The sequence below is a fragment of the Mycobacterium sp. AZCC_0083 genome, from assembly GCF_014202335.1.
Taxonomy (GTDB): domain Bacteria; phylum Actinomycetota; class Actinomycetes; order Mycobacteriales; family Mycobacteriaceae; genus Mycobacterium.
The window spans coordinates 46,269-62,191 of record NZ_JACHGP010000018.1 but is presented as its reverse complement, the minus strand read 5'-3'; the positions used below and the strand labels follow the sequence as shown (position 1 = coordinate 62,191).

Here is a 15,923-nt window from a genome sequence, read left to right as displayed (position 1 = left end):
ACCAAAAAGAGCCAAGGAATCGGGTTTGGACGAATCCTCGCCGCTTGGTTCATTTGGGCCGGAATCGCCCGGCTTACGGGGCGGCGCAGCAGGCACTTCACCTTTGAAACCCAGAAGCTTGGCTGCGTTACCGAGTGTTGCAACGTTCTCGCCGTACTTGCGTTGGACGATGGCGTCGATCGCCTCTGTCGGATCCTGGTCAGACTGTGACGCCGCGTCCAGGGTCTGGTTGATTTCGTCGATCCCCGCATTGACGTTGTCGGTGATCGACTCTTTCGCAGTTCCGATGTGGCCCGCTGCCTCGTTGCACCAGCCGATGGCGTCGCGAAGTTGCTGTTCGTGGTCCCGCATCGCCTGCGCATTGGCCTCGACGTTGCCGCCAGCGGCGCTAGCCCCAACCCCAGACCAGACGTGAATGCCGTTGAAAATGGATGCTTGGTGACTTCCCCAACCTTCGAGAGCACCCGTAAGCGCCGCTAACTTCTCGCCTAGTTGAGTCGCGCGATCGGTGAATACCGATTCACCCGTTTCCGGCCACGCGCCCGGGCCAACCATTTTCTCGGCATGCTCGCCTGCTGGCTTTTCGCCAGCCCTGGCGCCTATGGTACCGCTACTCGGTGCGCCTGTAGTGCCGTTGGCACGCGTGCTCGCCATTATTCCGCTGCCTTACAGGACCAGTCAATCGCCTTTACTAGGAACGTCGTTGCGACAGATAGAAAATTGTCAGCCGGTGTATATGTCGGGACAGTTTTCACAAACGCGCGTTGGTACTGCGCGGCTAGTATTGCGATATCCTCGAGGGTCGAATTACCACTTTGTCGACCCATTTTCTCCAATTCATCAGAATTTGAAGACATGACCGATGCAACGGCATCGTTCACCGCCCTTTGATCGGGAGTCCATTCGGTAGCCGGAATCTGGGGATCGATCGATCTCCAAGCTTTAGTTTTGTCATCGATCTTTGACACCTCTGATGCCCACTCAGCACAGATTGAGTTGACTGACGTTAGGAGCACCGTCGGCGTTGCGGGATCTCCTAGGGGGGGCAAATTTGATGGCGGTGCCGGGTCTGCGATCAATGGCGCGAGAGGTGGCGCGGACCCATAGGAAATTGCCGAACATATGCTGTTCAGTCCATTTCCTATTGCATCTGTAACCACAGAAAAGTTCTCATCGCTCGCGACGTAGGACGGGATCTTATCGACGAACATATGTGTGTATGCAATGAATTGTTCGTAGAGTTCACGCATCACTCGATGCGGGGTCTTTTTCGCGAGATTAACCGTTTGGTCTGCCGCCTGGCTCATCGCCGTGCTCGCGGTTTCGTACATCGTTCGCAGGTCTGGTGTCCATGCACTAGCTGGTACCGACTTGTCCGCGCCAGCCCAGTTAACCGCCGCCAACTTGCCTGCATACTCCCGCCCTATTCGGCCCCACGCCTCGCATGTCGGGTCTTCGGCAATGATGTTGACCGGCCCAGTGTCGTTGGCACTGGCGAAATCAGAGTTTGCATTTGTCGGCGTCGGCGTCGGTCCGCCGCTGCCAGAAGGCCGCATCACCAGCACGGTGATCACCACTGCAAGCACGACCACGACCAGAACGGCGAGACCACCCAATATCCACTTGCCGCGACCACCCTTACCCGGAGGCGGACCAGGAGGTCCCATCCACTGCGGCTGCTGCCCCCACTGCGGAGGGCCACCAGGCGGACCCTGAGGCGGCAGGCCGTACTGCCCGCCATATCCGGCAGCCTGCGCTCCCCACGACGGCGCTCCACCAACCTGCGGCGGAGGACCATACGGATCCTGCGGGGGAGGCAACGTCATCGGCACACCTTCGTGTCAGAAAAACCCACGGTCACAACACAATTCCAGGATCGGTGGTCGCTGGGCGTCCCGGCGCAGCCCCCGTTGGCGGAACCGGCGGGGCCTCGGTCGGCGGAGCCGGCGCGGCATGCTTCGGCGGAGCTCCCTCGGGCGCCCGTTCGGCGTTGTTCGTCCCGGCTGCGGCACCCTCGGGCGCAGCGTGCCGCCCATTGTCCTTGTCGTCCTTCTTCTCGTCTTCTGCCGGTACGGGCTGCTGCTCCTTGCCGTCGGCCTTGGAGTCGCCCTTCTGCCCCAGTCCGCCGGCCAGCTGACTGACTTGCTGCACCGCGCCCTGAACGCCTTGCATGATCGCCTGCGGAACCTGCTGCGCCATCTGTGCCGCCTGCTGCCCCATCTGCATGGGCATACTCATCATCTGCTGCAACTGATCGGCGCCACCGCCAGCACCTGCACCACCGGCACCCGAGGTACCGGCACCAACCGCTGGACTCGCGCCACCCGCGGCCGGAGCTCCGCCACCACCCGCTGGTGCGCCGCCCCCGCCGCCGGGGGCTCCGCCCGCGGCAGGGTCGAGGCCCTCGGTCGCCGCGCGGACTCTGTCGGCGATCTGTTGATCGGTCTGCTCGTAGATTCCAGCCGCCTGCAGGATCTTTTGGACGGTCGCCAGCGCGTCGGCCTTGGTCGCCGGCATTCCGGCAAGCGGTGACTCCTTCGATTGCGTGAGGGTGTTGAGGATGGACGACAACGCGTCGGTGCCCGTCGACGTGAACGGCGCTAGAGGCTCCGGAATGCCGTTGGCTGCCTCTTGCAGGCCCGTAGCCCCGGACGTCAGCTCTGGTGGATCGACTCTCAACTCAGTCATCTGCGCCCCCGATCACTCAGATCCATACTGCAAACACTGCGGACCGCCATCGCCTTCAGCAAAGTATTCGACTGGACCATCAAAGCTCTCCGAACCCGTCAATTCGCAGCACGAACGCCGCTCTGCCACCTCCAGAAACACGCGAACAGCACCAAGCCGCAAACGGATCGGCACGGCGGCGCATATCGGCATCCCCTCCACAGTTCGTGCAGCAAATGCTACCCGAGCCCCCACCGGCCCGAATGCACGAATTCCGACCTCAGAACTGGGCCGGGGCTAAAGAACCCCTCAGAGCTGGGTAACGTTCTCCGGGCCCCAGTAGGCCTTCATCGCGGTGATCTTGCCGGCGTCGTCGAACGACATCACATCCAAGGGCTCGATCCGCATCTTGGCGTCGCCCACGGTCACGGTCAGCGCGAACATGAAGGCCGCCTCGTGGCCGCCGACTCGCAGCGCAAGCAACTCCGCTTCGCGCCCAGCGCTTTCGATCGTCTTGTAGAACCCGAGAATGGCCTGGCGACCGATGTGGGTCTCGCCGCCACCGACCGGATCCTCGACCGTGGCGTCGTCGGTGTACAGCTCGACGATGTCGTCGGCGGTGCCGCTGGTGACCAGCTCTATGTAGCGGTTGACGGTCTGTGTAATCAGCTCGGCGCTCGGCATGTGCCGCACGCTACACGGCCGCGCCCAGCGCGGAAGCGAGTTCCTCGGCGGTCGTCACGGGCAGATCGCACACCCGGCCGCGGCATACGTAGGCCGCGTCGCGCCCGCCGATCCGGTTGCGCCCGATCAGCAATTCCGACGAGTCCACCGCACCTCCGACGACGACGGCTCCGCCCGGTGCCAACGCCCTGGCCGCCGCCAACAGCTCCGAATCGGGGGAGTCGCAGGCCACCGCGATCTGGATCGGCCCGCGCACCGCCGCCTCCGCGACCGCCAACCAGTGACCTCCCGAACGCGGCTGCTTGACCAGGAGTGGCGTCGCCGCCGACAGTGCCTCCGCCGCGGCCGCGGCATACCGATCGGCGTGCAGGGCCGGGGCCAGGTGCGCGGCCAGTTGCAGCGCCTCGGCGATCAACGCCGCGCCGGACGGCGTCGCGCCGTCGACGGGATCAGACGGGCGCACCATCAACTTCTCGGCATCGTCGGCGGTGTCGAACCACCGCCCCTCGCGATCGGGATCGGTGAAGTGATCCAGCGCAATGTCCAACAGCGACAAAGCAGTATCGAGCCACTGCCCATCGCCGGTCACCTGGAACAGCGTCAGCAGTGCGGTCGCCAACGCGGCGTGGTCTTCGAGGATGGCGGCGCTATCGCCGACGCGGCCGCCGAGGCTGGCGCGTCGCAGCCGGCCGTCGACCAGATGTAGAGAGACGATCGCCCGCGCACATGCCGTTGCCGCAGAAAGCAATTCGGGTGACTCCAAGGCCACCGATGCCTCGGCCAGCGCGGTGATCGCGAAACCGTTCCACGCCGTCACCACCTTGTCGTCGCGCCCGGGTTGCGGCCGAGAAGCCCGCGCCGAAGACAACTGAGCCCGGACCCGCGCGAACCGCTCAACGTCGGACGGGTCGACCGGCATCTGCAGCACCGAACTCCCATGCTCGAAGGTGCCCTCGTCGGTCACGGCGAACAACGTTGCGGCCCAACGCCCGTCGTCGTCACCGAGCACGTCGCGCAGCTGCGCAGGGGTCCAGACGTACGTCAGGCCCTCCACGCCCGCGGTGTCGGCGTCCAGCGACGAGGTGAACATGCCGCCCGCACAGAGATCGTCGATGATGAACCGCGCGGTCTCACCGGCCACCTTGCGCGCCAACGGGTTTCCGGTGCGTCGCGCCCAGTGCGCGTACACCCGCAGCAGCAATGCGTTGTCGTAGAGCATCTTCTCGAAGTGCGGCACCACCCACGACGGGTCGACGCTGTATCGCGCGAACCCGCCCGCGAGCTGGTCGTAGATGCCGCCACGCGCCATCGCGGTGCAGGTCCGCTCCACCGCATCCAACGACGCCCCGGTTCGCTCCCAGCTGCGCAACAACGCCTCCAGCAGCGCCGACGGCGGGAACTTCGGTGCGCGGCCGAACCCGCCACGGACCACGTCCTCGTCGGCCAGCACGCCCGCCACGGCGTGGTCGCACAGTTCGGGCGCCAGCGCAGGGCCGCCGCCGGGCAGCCCGGAGGCCATCGACCGCAGCTCCCCCGCGATCTGGTCGGACGCCTGCTCCACCTCGTCGCGTCGTACTTGCCAGGTTTCCGACACCGCGGCGAGCAGCTGCAGGAACCCCGCCTTCGGGTAGTACGTGCCGCAGAAGAACGGCCGGCCGTCGGGAGTGAGGAAGCAGGTCATCGGCCAGCCACCCTGGCCGGTCAGCGCGACCGTCGCGTTCATGTACACCGCGTCGAGGTCGGGCCGCTCCTCACGGTCCACCTTGATGCACACGAATCCCGCGTTCATGGCCGCGGCGACCTCGTCGTCCTCGAAGGATTCGTGCGCCATCACGTGACACCAATGGCACGCCGCGTACCCGATCGACAACAGGATCGGCACGTCACGGGACGCCGCAGAGGCCAGCGCCTCCGCCGACCACTCCACCCAGTGCACCGGGTTGTCGGCGTGCTGGCGCAGGTACGGGCTGGTGGCCGCCCCGAGGGCGTTAGCTCCCTGGCTCACGCCGCGGGGTTCCGTCGTCGGTCGCCGCGCTGCCGGGCAAGTCGACCGTGCCGTCATCGACGGCCTGGTCGGGCTCGGGGTGATCGCGGTCGAACGACTCCGGCAGCTTCTTGAGGTGTCGGTTCATCGACCACACCAGAAGGAACGTGCCGATCAGCAGGATCACCACGATGACGAGGCCGAACGGGCTGGCCTTGCCGAAGTCGGGCCCGGTGTCGCGGGGGACCTCATCGGCCAGTAGACCCGCGATCAGCACCAGCGATTGGGTCACGGGTCGATCCCGGCGAACAGGTCGTCCTCGGGCAGCTTGACCGGGACGCGGGAGCGGGCCAGCTCGTACTCCTCGGTGGGCCACAACCGCTGCTGCCACTCGATCGGCGCGGCGAAGAAGTCGCCGTTCGGATCGATCTGGGTGGCATGCGCGCGCAGGGCGTCGTCGCGCTGTTCGAAGTACTTCGAGGCTTCGATCCGTGTGGTCACGCGGCTGGCGAAGACGTCGAGCTCGGGATCGAAGTGCTTCAGCCACTTGTCGAACGGCCCGTGCATGCCGTGCTTGGCGAACTCGTCCTGGATCAACTGCATCCGCTTCCGCAGGAAGCCGTGGTTGTAGTACAGCTTCGAGACGCTCCACGGCTCGCCCGCGTCGGGAAACAACACGTGGTCGCCTGCCGCCTCGTACGCGGCCATGGACACTTCGTGGGTCCGGATGTGATCGGGATGCGGGTAGCCACCGTTCTCGTCGTAGGTGGTCAGCACGTGCGGCCTGAACTCGCGGATGAGGCGCACCAAGGCCTCCGTCGGCCCCTCCAGCGGCACCACTGCGAAGCAGTCGTCCGGCAGGGGCGGCAGCGGGTCGCCCTCTGGCAGCCCGGAGTCGACGAAACCCAGCCAGCTGTGCTCGACACCGAGGATCTCGGCGGCCCTCGCCATCTCGTCGCGCCGGACCTCGTGGATCCGGCCGTGCACGTCCGGCAAGTCCATCGCCGGATTGAGGATGTCCCCGCGTTCGCCACCGGTGACCGTCACGACCATCACGCGCGCACCCTCGGCCGCGTACTTGGCCGTGGTTGCAGCACCCTTGCTGGACTCGTCGTCCGGGTGGGCGTGCACCGCCATCAAGCGCAGTTCGCTCACTCGTACCTACCTGATCTTGGTTCGTCGGGACTCGTACGGACCGTTCCAACAGTCTCGGGTAGTCCTATAGTTCCAGTCCGAGCAGACGGATCCGAACTCAGACCCATCCGAGGGGGCGACGCACCGCACATGATCGACCGTCCGGTCGCCCGCTACGGGCGGCAAAAGCTGTCGGGCCGAACCCGTCGCCGGCTGGCAATCGGCCTCTTCGTCATCATTCTCGCCATCGGCGTCGTGGTCGCAGTCGTCGGTTTTCAGCGCCTCGGCACGGGCGACGTCAAAGGCGAGTTGGGCGGCTACCGATTGGTCGACGACGGCACCGCCGAGGTGACCATCTCGGTGACCCGCAAGGACCCCTCCCGCGCGGTCGTGTGCATCGTGCGGGCCCGGTCGATCGATGGTGGCGAGACGGGCCGCCGCGAGGTGCTGGTTCCGCCGTCGTCGGCCGCAACGGTGCAGGTGACGGCCATCGTCAAGACCAGTCAGCGGCCCGTGATGGGTGACGTCTACGGCTGCGGAACCGACGTTCCCGCCTACCTCGTGGCGCCCTGACGAACCGGCGTTCGAGCGTCCACCGCACGAACATCGAAAAGCTAATACGTAAAGATCCGCTGACCTGGCGGTGGTAGCATGGTCGGATACACGGTTCCTGGATGGAGCCGTGTATTGCTGCTTTAACGCGCGGGTATGCGCTTGCGATCGCGGCATTTGGGGAACTTTCTTACGCCAACAGCGCGAGACGAACGACAGGAGCGCGACATGACCGACACTCAGGTCACCTGGCTCACCCAGGAAGCACACGATCGGCTGAAGACCGAACTCGACGGCCTCATCGCCAACCGACCGGTCATCGCCGCGGAGATCAACGACCGACGCGAAGAGGGCGACCTCCGCGAGAACGGCGGCTACCACGCGGCGCGTGACGAGCAGGGCCAGCAGGAGGCCCGCATCCGCCAGCTGCAGGAGCTGCTGAACAACGCCAAGGTCGGCGAGGCGCCCACGCAGTCCGGCGTCGCACTACCCGGCTCCGTGGTCACGGTGAAGTACGACGACGGCGAGACCGAGACGTTCCTGATCGCCACCCGCCAGGAGGGCGTCAGCGACGGCAAGCTCGAGGTCTTCTCGCCCAACTCCCCCCTCGGCAGCGCGCTCATCGGCGCCAAGGAGAAGGAGACCCGCGAGTACACCGTGCCCAGCGGCAACACCGTGAAGGTCGTGCTGGTCAAGGCGGAGCCGTACCACTCCTGATTCGCGGTATCCCCGCCGGCTGATCTACGGTCCGTTTCATGGCGCAGATCGCCGAGGACCTCTTTCTGCTACTTCTGGACAACGCGTCGGCGCAGCCGGCCCTGGAACGCGACCGTCGTGAACGGCTCCTCGCAGCCGCGGTCCTTCTGGATCTGGCCTACGCCTGCCGCATCCGTCCGGCCGTCCCTGGTGACGCCACGGAGGCGGGGCTTCTGCTGGCGCTTGTCGCGGCCGGGTCTGGTGATCCCGTCGTCGAACCGGCCTTCCAGCTGCTTCAGCGCCGGCCGTTGTCGCCCGACTCGGCGGTGTCGAAGTTGCGCAAGGGCACCCAGGAGCAGCTGGCTCTGCACCTGGAGCGGCTCGGCCAGATACGTCGGGTCCCCTTGCCGTCCAAGCGATTCCGCACGCCATATGCGTGGCCACTGACCAACCGCGACCGTGTCGGGCGGGCACGGGCCGACCTGCTGTCGGCGTTGTTCGACGGTCGGCCGCCGACCCCTGTGACGGCGGGCATCGTCTCGCTGTTGCATGCCGCGGACGGGCTGGGCGCCTTGTTCAGCCTCAACGACCGCGGCTGGCGTTGGGTTCACTCCCGGGCCAGCGAAATCGCCAGCGGCAGTTGGGTGAACGAGTCCCCCACCGCCATGCCCGAGATGAACCTGGCGGTCACCGCGTCGGCGGTGCGGTCAGCCCTGTCGTAGCGCCTGCTCGAGATCGCCAAGCAGGTCGCCGGCCTCCTCGATTCCCACCGACAGCCGGACCAGGTCGTCGGGCACCTCGAGCTGCGAGCCCGCCGTCGAGGCGTGCGTCATCGAACCGGGATGCTCGATCAGCGACTCCACGCCACCGAGCGACTCGGCGAGGATGAAGATCTCGGTGCGCGCGCACAGCCGGAGGGCGGCCTCGCGGCCACCGCGCAGCCGCACCGACACCATGCCGCCGAAGGCCGACATCTGCCGCCTGGCCACCTCGTGGTTGGGGTGATTGGGCAGCCCCGGGTACAGCACACTCTCGACGGCGGGGTGCCCGCCGAGGAATTCGGCGACCAGGGAGGCGTTCTCGCTGTGCCGTTGCATGCGAAGGACGAGGGTCTTGAGCCCGCGCATCGTCAGATATGCGTCGAACGGTCCCGGCACTCCGCCCGCGCCGTTCTGCAGGAAGGCGAACGCGTCGTCGAGTTCCTCGTCGTTGGTCACCAATGCGCCGCCGACGACGTCGGAGTGCCCACCGATGTACTTCGTCGTCGAGTGCAGCACGATATCAGCACCCAGCGCCAACGGCTGCTGCAGCGCTGGCGAGGCAAACGTGTTGTCCACCAACACCTTCGCGCCGGCGGCCGAGGCCACCTGGGCGATTCCCGCGATGTCGGCGATGGTCAGCAGCGGGTTGGTGGGCGTCTCGACCCAGACCAGCTTGGTCTTGGGCGTCACCGCCGCGCGGACGGCATCGAGGTCGGCCAACGCCGCGGGCGTGTGGGTGATCCCCCACTGCGTGAAGACCTTGTCGATGAGCCGGAACGTGCCGCCGTAGGCGTCGTCGGGGATGACGACGTGATCGCCGGGCCGCAGCAGGGACCGCAGCGCACAGTCGGTGGCCGCCATGCCCGAGGAGAAGGCACGGCCGAACGCGCCGCCCTCGATCGAGGCGAGGGCCGCCTCGAGCGCCGCTCGGGTGGGGTTACCCGTGCGGGCGTACTCGTAGCCGCCGCGCAGCCCGCCGACGCCGTCCTGGGCGAACGTCGAGCTGGCGTAGATCGGCGCGTTGACCGCGCCGGTCGCGGGATCGGGCCGGTAACCGGCGTGGATGGCCCGGGTCGCCGGTCCGTACGCGCGAAACGCGTCTAATTTGCTGCGCTGCTCACTCACGGCGATCAGGGTAACGGTGCCGGGCCTCGCCACGGCCGGTGCCCGTTGGTGTAGAAACCAGACCATGGCCGCATCCACCACGATCGAGCACCTCCTCGACCTCGATTCGCTGCTGAACACCGAGGACATCGAGCTGCGCACCATGGTTCGGCAGTTCGGCGAGCAGCGCCTGCGCCCTTTCGTCGCAGAGTGGTTCGAATCGGGTGAAGTGCCCGTCCGCGAGCTCGCGGTCGAGATCGGCAAGCTCGGTCTGCTCGGCATGCACCTCACCGGGTACGGCTGCAGCGGCTCGACCGCCACGGCCTACGGCCTGGTGTGCCAGGAGCTGGAGGCCGTCGACAGCGGGCTGCGCAGCCTCGTCTCGGTGCAGGGGTCCTTGGCGATGTTCGCGATCCACCACTGGGGCAGCGAGGAGCAGCGCGAACAGTGGCTGCCGGGGATGGCCGCCGGGGAACTGATCGGCTGCTTCGGGCTGACCGAACCCGACTTCGGGTCCAATCCCGGCGGCATGCGCACGACGGCCCGCCGCGATGGCTCGGACTGGGTGCTCAACGGCTCGAAGATGTGGATCACCAACGCCTCGGTGGCCGACGTCGCGGTGGTGTGGGCGCGCGCCGAGGAGGGCATCCTGGGGTTCGCGGTGCCGACGTCGACGCCCGGCTTCAGTGCCCGCGAGATGACGCACAAGCTGTCGCTGCGGGCGTCGGTCACTTCGGAGTTCAGCCTCGACGACGTGCGACTGCCTGACGAGGCCAAACTGCCTGGCGCACGCGGGTTGTCGGGACCGCTGGCCTGCCTGTCGGAGGCCCGGTTCGGCATCGTGTTCGGTGCCGTCGGCGCGGCACGCGACTGCCTGGAGACCACGCTGGACTACGTCGGCACCCGCATGGTGTTCGACAAGGCGCTGGCCGGCTATCAGATCACGCAGGCCAAGATCGCCGACATGGCCGTCGAACTCGGCAAGGCTCAACTGTTGGCACTGCATCTCGGCAGGCTCAAGGACGAGGGCCGGATCCGGCCGGAGCAGGTCAGCGTCGGCAAGCTCAACAACGTGCGCGAAGCCATCAAGATCGCCCGGCAGTGCCGAACTCTGTTGGGTGCCAACGGCATCACGCTCGAGTACCCGGTGATCCGGCACGCCAACAACCTGGAGTCGGTGCTGACCTACGAGGGCACCTCTGAGGTGCACCAGATGGTCATCGGCGAGGCGTTGACCGGCGTCAGTGCGTTCCGTTGACCTCGGAGCGCACGCACACCGTCGAGGCCAGCTTGTCGGCGAACGTTTGACGCTTCGAGTCCCACAGCGGCCATAGGTAGCCAAGGCCGAGGCTGAGCGGCTCCACCACGTGGGCGAACTGCCGGATCACCGAGCGCAGGAAGCCGATCGGCTCGCCCGACGCGACGTCGACCACCCTGAGGCGCAGGGCGGTCTTGCCGACGCTCGAGCCCGTCCTGCCCTGCCGGTAGCCGAAGTTCCAGATGCCGTAGCCGATGATCGCCAACCATGCGACGACGAAGCAGATCACACCCAACGGGCTGGTGTTCGACGCGCACTGGGCACCGAGATCGCGTGCGGACGGATCTCCGTCGCATCCGCGAATCCTGGTGAGGTACAGCAGGATGACGGCCAGGGCCGCCAGGATCACGACAGGAACCGCGTCAAGGAGGAAGGCCAACACCCGCCGCGGCCACGGTGCGTAGATCGGAACGCTTGCCGTCATGACCGGCAGTAGAGCACAGATCGGCCCGCCAGCACGAAGCTGGCGGGCCGATGAGTGTCGAGCGCGATCAGATCGGTACGCAGATGGTCTTCAACAGCTTGTCGGCGATCGTCTGCCGCTTCGCGTCCCACAGCGGGAACAGGTAACCGATGTAGCAGATGGCGCCGTCGATGGCGTGGGCGATCTGCCGCACGATCGACATGCCGAAGCCGATCGGCTGTCCCGTCGCCTCACTGACGACCTTGAACTTCAGGATCGCCTTGCCGACACTCGATCCGGTCTTGCCCTGCCTCAGGCCGTAATTCCAGATCGCGAAGGCAAGGCCGAGCAGCGTGGTGACGGCGAAGATCGCCCATGCCAATCCGGACGGTCCGTTGTTGCCGGTAGCGCAGAATTCACCGAGGTTGAACTCGGAATCATCTGTGAGACAGACCGTTTCGACCTTCTGCATGGTGACCAGGCAGATGACCCCGATCCCGGTCAACAGCGCGACCGGAATGTAGTCGATGAGCCATGCCAGGGCACGCGTCACCCAAGGCGTGTACTGATCTGGCGACCCCGACGGACGAGCACCGGGCGGTGGCGGGGCGTACCCACCTGCCGAAAGTGGTGGAGGTGGGTAGCCACCACCCGGCGGCGGTGGCGGAGGCGGGAATCCACCAGGAGGCGGTGGCGGAGGCGGAAAGCCACCAGGAGGTGGCGGATAGTTTCCGGGAGGCGGTGGATTCGTCACTGTCTTCCTTCTTTCTCTCTTCCGAAACCCAGTCGATCTACGGAGTGAGCGGTGCGACCTGTCCGCCACTGAGCTTGCGGTAGGCGTAGACCAAGAAGAGCGTCGCCACCGGTACGGCGACGATCAAACCGATGCCGCAGAGCAACGAGCCAACCGTCGTGATGACGCCGAAGATCAACCAGACGAGGAGGACCTGCACGAAATTCGCCTTGACGATGTCAATGCTCGCCTTGATCGCGTCGATCGGTGCGAGGTTCCGTTCGACGATGAGAATGGTCGTGAAGATCGTGAAGATCGCCACCGCCAAGCCCGGGAGAACGCACAGCACATAGCCGATCGACACCAAGACGCCGACGATCAATGCGCCGAGCACGACGCTGCCGACGTTGCGCGGCTTGAAGAACGATCCAATCGCAACCTGCTCACCATTCGCGATGTCCAGCAAGGCACCGAGATACGCCGATTGGATCGCGCCGATCAGGACGACCAACACCAACCCGCCGAGGACCAGAACCGCGATGCTCGCCGCACCGAAGCCTGCGCTGTACGAGTAGCTGAAACCCGAGCCGGACGAGTCGTAGTAGCTGACCGGATCGGGCGCCAGGAGCAGGGCCACGGCGTAGATGATCCCGTACAGCACACCGACGATCACGCCGTAGATCAGGGTCGCGACGATCAGTGGGGCGGCGTTCTTGCTGAACTTGTTCCATGCCCAGCTGAACGCCTCACCGATGTTCACCTGCACCGGGCCGCCGTAGCCCGGGCCACCTGGAGGCGGTGGCGCGTATCCACCCTGCGGAGGTGGTGGGTAGCCACCCTGCGGGGGCGGCGGATATCCAGCCTGTCCCGGCGGCGGCGGATACCCACCCGGGGGGCCCTGCGGCGGCGGGGGCGGCGGGTAGCCACCCGGAGGCCCCTGCGGCGGCGGGGGCGGGTAGTTGCCGCCAGGCTGTGGCGGTGGCGGGTACCCACCAGGAGGCCCCTGAGGCGGAGGCGGCGGGTAGCCACCCGGAGGCGGGTAGTTGCCGCCAGGAGGCGGTGGGGGTGGTGGGTTGGTCACGATTCCCTTTCTCTTTCTCGCAAATTCATTGATCGAAGCTGTTGACTTGCAATGTTATTGGCCGCTACAGACGCAGTTCATCGGTATTGGACCCTTCAATGATGAGTTAGCTGGGAGCGAGCGGTGTAACCCTACCTGAGAACAGGGTTACAAAGCCGCTCATAATCTGAACTTCATCACTCCCCGTCACCCTCCCCCGAGGCGGAATGATTAACTAAGCTAACGGTTTTCGGTTACTGCTCACAGCGGTCAGTAGCCGTACTAACGAGGATCCTACCGGCGGGGATTGCCGTCCGACAGGAATCCGAGCAAGTCGTGTCGCGTGATTACGCCAACGGGTTTGCCCTCTTCGACCACCATCACCGCATCGCATTCACGCAGAGTCTTGGCGGCCGTCGAGACCAGTTCACCGGCCCCAATGAGCGGCAATGGTGGCCCCATGTGCTGCGAAACGGCGTCTGCCAACTTTGCCCGGCCCTCGAATACGGCCGACAGGAGTTCACGTTCCGATACGCTGCCGGCCACCTCTCCGGCCATCACCGGAGGCTCCGCGCCGACGACCGGCATCTGCGACACGCTGTACTCGCGCAGGATGCCGATGGCGTCGCGCACCGTCTCGGACGGATGGGTGTGCACCAGGTCGGGAAGCGCCCCGGACTTGCGCCGCAACACGTCTCCGACCGTCGACTGCTCGATCGACCCGTCGAGCCTGCCGCGAAGGAAGCCGTACGACGACATCCACGCGTCGTTGAAAACCTTTGAGAGATAACCCCGTCCGCCGTCGGGCAGCAGAACGACGACCAACGCGTCGGGCCCTGCACGCTCGGCGATCTGTATGGCGGCCACTACGGCCATGCCGCAGGAGCCGCCGACGAGCAGCGCCTCCTCGCGGGCCAGCCGCCTGGTCATGTCGAACGAGTCCGCGTCAGAGACCGCGATGACCTCGTCGGTGATGGTCGGGTCGTAGGCCGACGGCCAGAAGTCCTCACCCACGCCTTCGACCAGATAGGGCCTGCCCGTACCGCCCGAGTACACCGACCCCTCCGGATCCGCGCCGATGATCTTCACCGCGCCGCCCGAGACCTCCTTGAGGTACCGGCCTGCACCGGTGATCGTCCCGCCGGTACCGACACCCGCGACGAAGTGCGTCACCTTGCCGTCGGTGTCGGCCCAGATCTCCGGCCCCGTCGTCTCGTAGTGGCTCGCAGGCCCGTTCGGGTTGGAGTACTGGTCCGGCTTCCACGCGCCGTCGATCTCCTCGACAAGGCGGTTCGACACGCTGTAATAGCTGTCCGGATGATCGGGCGGCACCGCGGTCGGGCACACCACGACATCGGCGCCGTACGCGCGCAACACGTTCTGCTTGTCCTCGCTGACCTTGTCAGGGCAGACGAAGATGCACTTGTACCCGCGCTGCTGCGCGACGATGGCCAACCCCACGCCCGTATTGCCCGACGTCGGCTCGACGATGGTGCCGCCGGGCTTCAGCTCGCCCGCGGCCTCCGCGGCTTCGATCATCTTGACCGCGATGCGGTCCTTGGAGCTGCCGCCAGGGTTGAGGTACTCGATCTTGGCTGCGACGACTCCGGCCCCTTCGGGCACAACGGAGTTCAGTCGAACTAGGGGTGTGTTGCCGATGAGCTCACTGAGATGGCTCGCGATCCGCATGGGTCCATCGTGTCAGGCCCCGCGACCAGGTACCAGGCAGGGTCCAAACTGCTCCTCGCGTCCGCACGCCTACCAGGTGGCCTCTCGGATGTACTCGCCAATCTGTCGCAGCGAGCGCGTCGCCTCCTTGACCGCGGGCGCGGTCAGCTGAAACACGTGCATCTGGCCGGGCCAGACCCGGACCTCCACCGGCACCCCGGCGGCCGCCAGCATGTGCGCGGCCTTTCTCGCGTCGTTGAGCAGAACCTCCGAGCCCGACACGTGGATGAGCGTGCGGGGCAGTCCCGGCTCGATGTGATCGAGCGGCTCGTACACCCGTTCCGGTTCGCCGTCGACGATGTGGCGCTTGGCGGCCGACTCGGCCAGCTCGACCAGCGCGGTGAACGCCTTCGGTGGGAACATCGCGTCCGAATGAATGTTGGGGTGCTGGGCCCGGTGCTCGTTGTCGATCTCGAACAGCGGTGACATGGTCACGACGGCCGCAGGCAGCTCACCCTCGAGGTGCAGCTTCTCGGCCAGTGCCAGCGACAGGTAGCCGCCTGCCGAGTCACCGGCCAGCACGATCTGGTCGGGCTCGTAACCCTTGAGCCGCAGCCACTGGTAGGCGTCCTGGCAGTCCTCCATGGCCTGCCCGATCGAATGCTTCGGGATCATCCGGTAGTTCACGACGAGCACAGGGCTGTCTGCGTACTTGGACAACGCTTCCACCAACCGGCCGTGCGTATTGACTCCACACGTCAGGAACGCGCCCCCGTGCATGTACAGGACTACGCGGCGCTTGCCGTCGGCCGGAAGGACACCTGACGCGCGCACCAGCTGGGCGTTGCAGTTGGGCAATCCGATGGTGGCGCGAACGGTCCCTGGAGCTGGCCTCATGACGCGTGCGGCGAAGTCCAGCAGGCCCCACGGCCAGGGCAGTCGGGGTGCGTGGCTGCCAATGGTGAGGGTTGGCTTGATGGTCAACATCGCGGCCAGAGCAAACAATCGTCCTGCGATGCTCGCGCCGTCCTCGACGACCTCGACCGGGGCGCCGTCACTGACTGGAAACCGACGTGCTTTATGGGGTCTAGCTGGGCTAATGCCAGCGTGAGACCTGCTCGATACCTTGCTCGGTGCGGTCATCGCCACCACTCCTACG

The 15,923-nt window shown here is 66.1% G+C and carries 16 protein-coding genes and 1 pseudogene; 4 read left to right on the top strand and 13 right to left on the bottom strand.

The genetic code is table 11. The annotated features are described in order from the left end of the window. The 7 genes and pseudogenes from HNP02_RS33865 to mca form a co-directional block, all read right to left on the bottom strand. A pseudogene (locus HNP02_RS33865) lies at window positions 1–654 on the bottom strand (hypothetical protein); the annotation flags it as partial. After that, entirely contained in the window at window positions 654–1,826 is a 1,173-nt protein-coding gene (locus tag HNP02_RS33860; RefSeq protein WP_184445046.1) for a hypothetical protein, read from the bottom strand. The pseudogene HNP02_RS33865 and the gene HNP02_RS33860, both read right to left, overlap by 1 nt. A 31-nt stretch (window positions 1,827–1,857) precedes the next feature. Continuing rightward, window positions 1,858–2,688: a hypothetical protein gene (locus HNP02_RS33855; RefSeq protein ID WP_184445045.1), complete on the bottom strand. Its 831-nt coding sequence runs from the start codon at window positions 2,686–2,688 to the stop codon at window positions 1,858–1,860. A 288-nt stretch (window positions 2,689–2,976) separates the two neighbouring features. Further along, the gene (locus HNP02_RS33850) at window positions 2,977–3,351 is read right to left on the bottom strand and encodes a nuclear transport factor 2 family protein (RefSeq protein ID WP_184445044.1); all 375 of its coding nucleotides are present in this window, start codon (window positions 3,349–3,351) and stop codon (window positions 2,977–2,979) included. Window positions 3,352–3,361: 10 nt separating this feature from the next. Next, on the bottom strand, window positions 3,362–5,356 hold the full coding sequence (locus tag HNP02_RS33845; protein WP_184445043.1) for a thioredoxin domain-containing protein: 1,995 nt from the start codon (window positions 5,354–5,356) through the stop codon (window positions 3,362–3,364). Continuing rightward, window positions 5,340–5,627, bottom strand: a complete 288-nt coding sequence (locus tag HNP02_RS33840) for a hypothetical protein (protein ID WP_184445042.1) — start codon at window positions 5,625–5,627, stop codon at window positions 5,340–5,342. The genes HNP02_RS33845 and HNP02_RS33840 overlap by 17 nt, the downstream gene beginning before the upstream one ends. Beyond that, window positions 5,624–6,490, bottom strand: coding sequence for a mycothiol conjugate amidase Mca (gene mca / locus HNP02_RS33835; RefSeq protein ID WP_184445041.1), 867 nt, complete (start codon window positions 6,488–6,490; stop codon window positions 5,624–5,626). Before mca ends, HNP02_RS33840 begins: the two co-directional genes overlap by 4 nt. 129 nt (window positions 6,491–6,619) lie before the next feature. Here mca and HNP02_RS33830 point away from each other — a divergent pair, with 129 nt between their 5' ends. The 3 genes from HNP02_RS33830 (at window position 6,620) to HNP02_RS33820 (ending at window position 8,439) form a co-directional block, all read left to right on the top strand. Then, the gene (locus HNP02_RS33830) at window positions 6,620–7,042 is read left to right on the top strand and encodes a DUF4307 domain-containing protein (RefSeq protein ID WP_184445040.1); all 423 of its coding nucleotides are present in this window, start codon (window positions 6,620–6,622) and stop codon (window positions 7,040–7,042) included. Between the two features lie 207 nt (window positions 7,043–7,249). Next, on the top strand, window positions 7,250–7,738 hold the full coding sequence (gene greA / locus HNP02_RS33825; RefSeq protein WP_184445039.1) for a transcription elongation factor GreA: 489 nt from the start codon (window positions 7,250–7,252) through the stop codon (window positions 7,736–7,738). Between the two features lie 38 nt (window positions 7,739–7,776). Next, window positions 7,777–8,439, top strand: coding sequence for a GPP34 family phosphoprotein (locus tag HNP02_RS33820; RefSeq protein ID WP_184445038.1), 663 nt, complete (start codon window positions 7,777–7,779; stop codon window positions 8,437–8,439). On the opposite strand, the gene HNP02_RS33815 is transcribed toward HNP02_RS33820, so the two are convergent. Beyond that, window positions 8,425–9,603: a cystathionine gamma-synthase gene (locus HNP02_RS33815; protein ID WP_309241791.1), complete on the bottom strand. Its 1,179-nt coding sequence runs from the start codon at window positions 9,601–9,603 to the stop codon at window positions 8,425–8,427. The genes HNP02_RS33820 and HNP02_RS33815 overlap by 15 nt on opposite strands. 64 nt (window positions 9,604–9,667) lie before the next feature. Between HNP02_RS33815 and HNP02_RS33810 the strand changes: the two genes are divergently transcribed. Beyond that, window positions 9,668–10,840: an acyl-CoA dehydrogenase family protein gene (locus HNP02_RS33810; protein ID WP_184445037.1), complete on the top strand. Its 1,173-nt coding sequence runs from the start codon at window positions 9,668–9,670 to the stop codon at window positions 10,838–10,840. On the opposite strand, the gene HNP02_RS33805 is transcribed toward HNP02_RS33810, so the two are convergent. From HNP02_RS33805 to HNP02_RS33785, 5 genes are all read right to left on the bottom strand, one after another. Next, entirely contained in the window at window positions 10,824–11,324 is a 501-nt protein-coding gene (locus tag HNP02_RS33805) for an RDD family protein (protein WP_184445036.1), read from the bottom strand. The genes HNP02_RS33810 and HNP02_RS33805 overlap by 17 nt on opposite strands. A 67-nt stretch (window positions 11,325–11,391) precedes the next feature. Further along, complete coding sequence (locus HNP02_RS33800; protein WP_184445035.1) at window positions 11,392–12,057, bottom strand: RDD family protein; 666 nt, start codon at window positions 12,055–12,057, stop codon at window positions 11,392–11,394. Window positions 12,058–12,094: 37 nt separating this feature from the next. Further along, window positions 12,095–13,117, bottom strand: a complete 1,023-nt coding sequence (locus HNP02_RS33795) for a hypothetical protein (RefSeq protein ID WP_184445034.1) — start codon at window positions 13,115–13,117, stop codon at window positions 12,095–12,097. Between the two features lie 273 nt (window positions 13,118–13,390). Next, entirely contained in the window at window positions 13,391–14,785 is a 1,395-nt protein-coding gene (locus tag HNP02_RS33790; protein WP_184445033.1) for a cystathionine beta-synthase, read from the bottom strand. Between the two features lie 69 nt (window positions 14,786–14,854). Beyond that, window positions 14,855–15,907: an alpha/beta hydrolase gene (locus HNP02_RS33785; RefSeq protein WP_184445032.1), complete on the bottom strand. Its 1,053-nt coding sequence runs from the start codon at window positions 15,905–15,907 to the stop codon at window positions 14,855–14,857. Window positions 15,908–15,923 lie beyond the last annotated feature (16 nt).